Source organism: Roseococcus sp. YIM B11640 (assembly GCF_049727625.1).
Taxonomy (GTDB): Bacteria; Pseudomonadota; Alphaproteobacteria; order Acetobacterales; family Acetobacteraceae; genus Roseococcus.
Genome location: NZ_JBBJOZ010000013.1, coordinates 1 through 3,385 on the forward strand (window position 1 = coordinate 1; position 3,385 = coordinate 3,385).

Genomic DNA, 3,385 nt, shown 5'->3' on the forward strand with positions numbered 1-3,385 from the left:
CTAAGGGCTGTTCAGAGCCTTGACGATGCGTTGGAGGGCGTTTTCCCAGGGTGGCAATGAGACGCCGAAGGTTTGCTGGAGCTTGGAGGGATCCATGCGCCCGTCGGCGGGCCGCTTGGCCTTCACTGGATATTCATGCGTCGCGATCGCCTGCACCCGCGGCTGCTTGCCCCCATAAGCCGCCCCCGCCGCAAAGATCGCCTCGGCAAAGGCGTGCCAGTTCGTCGCGTTCGGCGCCGTGGCATGAAACACGCCCCGGTACTCCGCCCGCCAGCCCGTCTCGCGAACCCGCGCCAGGATCGCCGCGATCGCCTCCGCCAGGTCCGGCGCCGAGGTCGGATGACCATACTGGTCCGACACCACCCGCAGCTCCGGCCGCTCCGACAGGCCCAGCATCGTCTTCACGAAGTTCCGGCCCACCGCGCTGTACACCCAGGCCGTCCGCAGCACGCAGGTCTGCGGATTGCCCGCCAGCGCCGCCCATTCCCCCGCCAGCTTCGTCCGCCCATAGGTCCCCAGCGGGTTCGGCAAGTCGCTCTCCACATAGGGAGAGCCCTTCAGGCCGTCATAGACATAATCCGTGCTGATCTGGATCAGCGGGATCCCCGCCTCGCCGCACAGCCGCCCCAGCAAGGCCGGGCCCAGCGCATTCGCCCGGAACGCGCCCGCCTCGTCATCCTCCGCCGCGTCCACCGCCGTCCAGGCCGCGCAGTTCACCACCGCCTCCGGACGCAGCGAACCGAACGCCGCCACCACCGTCTCCGGCTTGTCGAACTCGAAATCGGGCTGCCCCACCAGCAGCGCCTCGAAACCCCGCGCCGGCAGGCTGGCCTCCAGCCCCGTCGCCAGCTGCCCGCCCTGGCCCGTCACGAGAATCCGCCGCATCAGACCGACCCCGCCGGAAAGGGCGGCGCCACATCGGCCAGCCGCGGCGCCTGGCGGTCCTTGTCCGACAACACGGGACCACCCGCCGGCACCGGCCAGTCGATCCCCAGCGCCGGGTCGTCCCACGCGATGCCGCCATCGGCCACCGCGTCGTACTCGGCATCCACCTTGTACAGGACCTCGGTATCCGGCTCGAGCGTCAGGAAACCATGCGCAAAGCCCCGCGGGACCCAGAGCTGCTGCCAGTTCTCCGACGACAGCTCGCACGCCACGTGCCGGCCATAGGTCGGGCTCCCCTCGCGGATATCCACCGCCACATCCAGGATCCGCCCGCGCACCACCCGCACCAGCTTGCCCTGCGCCGAGGGCGGACGCTGGAAATGCAGCCCCCGCAGCACCCCCACCTCACGCGAGAGGCTGTGGTTGTCCTGCACGAAGGTCACATCGAAGCCCTGCGCGGCCAGCGCGCTGCGCTTCCAGACCTCGCTGAAAAACCCCCGAGCGTCGCCAAAGCGCTTCGGCTCGATCAGCAGGACCTCCGGAATGGATTGCGGCGTGACCTTCATCCATGAACCCCGTCGGCCACTTCGATCAGGTACCGGCCATAGGCCGTCTTGCCCAGCGCCTGGCCCCGCGCGCGCAGCTCGTCCGCCGAGAGGAACCCCCGCCGGAACCCGATCTCCTCCGGGCAGCCCACCTGCAGGCCCTGCCGCTCCTGCACCGTCTGCACGAAGGTCGCCGCCTGCAGCAGGCTGCCCGGCGTGCCCGCATCCAGCCACGCGCAGCCGCGACCCAGCTGCTCCGCCCGCAGCGTGCCGTCGCGCATGTAGATCGCGTTGAGATCCGTGATCTCGAGCTCGCCCCGCGCCGAGGGAACCACCTGGCGCGCCAGCTCCGTCACCCGCTTGTCGTAGAAATACACGCCGATCACCGCCCAGTCGGATTTCGGCTGCGCCGGCTTCTCCTCCAGCGAGAGCACCCGGCCCTGCGCGTCGAACTCCGCCACGCCGTAGCGCTCGGGGTCCGCCACGCGATAGCCGAACACCGTCGCCTCGCCCTCCTGCGCCCGCCCCGCCGCCGCCAGCAGGCGCTCCGACAGGCCCTGGCCGTAGATGATGTTGTCCCCCAGCGCGAGCGCGCACGGCTCGCCCCCGATCCAGTCCGCGCCGATCAGGAACGCCTGCGCCAGCCCATCCGGCGAGGGCTGTTCCGCGTAGGTCAGCTTGACCCCGAACGCGCTGCCGTCGCCCAGCAGGCGCTTGAACGACGGCAGGTCCGCCGGCGTCGAGATCAGCAGGATGTCCTGGATCCCCGCCAGCATCAGCGTGCCCAGCGGGTAGTACACCATCGGCTTGTCGTAGACCGGCAGCAGCTGCTTGCTCGCCGCCAGCGTCATCGGGTGCAGGCGCGTGCCCGACCCGCCCGCCAGAATGATGCCCTTCATGCCTTGACCCCTCCGAGCCGCTGCCCTGCATAGGCCTTCTCGCGGATCGGCCCCCACCACGCCTCGTTGTCCAGATACCAGCGGATCGTGTGCTCGAGGCCCGTCTCGAAATCAAAGCGCGGCTTCCAGCCCAGCGCCGCCTCCGCCCCCGAGGGATCCATCGCATAGCGGAAGTCGTGGCCCGGACGGTCCCGCACGAAGGTGATCAGACGCTCGCGCGGGCCCGCCGGGTCCGGCCGCAGCCGGTCCAACGTCGCGCAGATCGCCTTGACCACCTCGAGGTTCGTCCGCTCCTGCCGCGGGCCGATGCAGTAGGTCGCGCCCGGCTGGCCCCGCATGAGCGCCGTCACCAGCGCCTCCGCGTGATCCTCGACATGCAGCCAGTCGCGCACGTTGCTGCCCTCGCCATAGACGGGCAGCGGCTTGCCCTCCAGCGCATTGAGGGTCACCAGCGGGATCAGCTTCTCGGGGAACTGCCACGGCCCGTAATTGTTCGTCGTGTTCGAGACGAAGGACGGAAAGCCATAGGTGTGGTTCCAAGCCCGAACCAGGTGATCCGACGCCGCCTTGCTCGCCGAATAAGGGCTGCGCGGATCATAGGGCGTCTGCGGCGTGAACGGCGCATCGCCCGGATAAAGCGAGCCGAACACCTCGTCCGTCGAGACATGGTGAAAGCGGAACGCCGCCTTCGCCTCGCCCTCCAGCCCATTCCAGTACTCGCGCGCCGCCTCCAGCAGAACCTGCGTGCCAACGACATTGGTGCGAATGAACTCCGCAGGACCGTCGATCGAACGATCCACATGGCTCTCCGCCGCCAAATGCATCACCGCCGTCGGACGATGCGTCGCAAACACAGACCGCATCGCCTCAACATCGCAAATGTCCGCCCGAACATGAACGTGACGCCGATCGCCCGCATGCATCCCCAGCGAACCAGCCGTCGCCGCATACGTCATCTTGTCCACATTCACGACAGAACCTCCCGCCCCCCTCAGGAGACGGCGAACCACCGCTGACCCAATAAACCCAAAGCCGCCAGTGATCAGATGCGTCAAG

Annotated in this window: 4 protein-coding genes; all 4 read right to left on the reverse strand. The window is 68.7% G+C overall.

The window, feature by feature from the left end; all coding sequences use genetic code 11:
• Genes rfbD through rfbB form a run of 4 tightly spaced genes read right to left on the reverse strand, consistent with a single transcriptional unit; the run spans position 1 to position 3,384 of the window.
• Positions 1-885: a dTDP-4-dehydrorhamnose reductase gene (gene rfbD, locus WJM96_RS22815; RefSeq protein WP_424814863.1), complete on the reverse strand. Its 885-nt coding sequence runs from the start codon at positions 883-885 to the stop codon at positions 1-3.
• Positions 885-1,451: a dTDP-4-dehydrorhamnose 3,5-epimerase gene (gene rfbC, locus WJM96_RS22820; protein ID WP_424814864.1), complete on the reverse strand. Its 567-nt coding sequence runs from the start codon at positions 1,449-1,451 to the stop codon at positions 885-887. The genes rfbD and rfbC overlap by 1 nt, the downstream gene beginning before the upstream one ends.
• Entirely contained in the window at positions 1,448-2,329 is an 882-nt protein-coding gene (gene rfbA / locus WJM96_RS22825) for a glucose-1-phosphate thymidylyltransferase RfbA (protein WP_424814865.1), read from the reverse strand. Before rfbA ends, rfbC begins: the two co-directional genes overlap by 4 nt.
• Positions 2,326-3,384 (reverse strand): dTDP-glucose 4,6-dehydratase, encoded by a 1,059-nt coding sequence (gene rfbB, locus WJM96_RS22830; RefSeq protein ID WP_424814866.1) that lies wholly within the window; start codon positions 3,382-3,384, stop codon positions 2,326-2,328. The genes rfbA and rfbB overlap by 4 nt, the downstream gene beginning before the upstream one ends.
• Position 3,385 lies beyond the last annotated feature (1 nt).

Bases quoted from the DNA above. Each gene is read 5' to 3' on its own strand.
- rfbD (WP_424814863.1), bottom strand. From the start codon at position 885: ATGCGGCGGATTCTCGTGACGGGCCAGGGCGGGCAGCTGGCGACGGGG.
- rfbC (WP_424814864.1), bottom strand. From the start codon at position 1,451: ATGAAGGTCACGCCGCAATCCATTCCGGAGGTCCTGCTGATCGAGCCG.
- rfbA (WP_424814865.1), bottom strand. From the start codon at position 2,329: ATGAAGGGCATCATTCTGGCGGGCGGGTCGGGCACGCGCCTGCACCCG.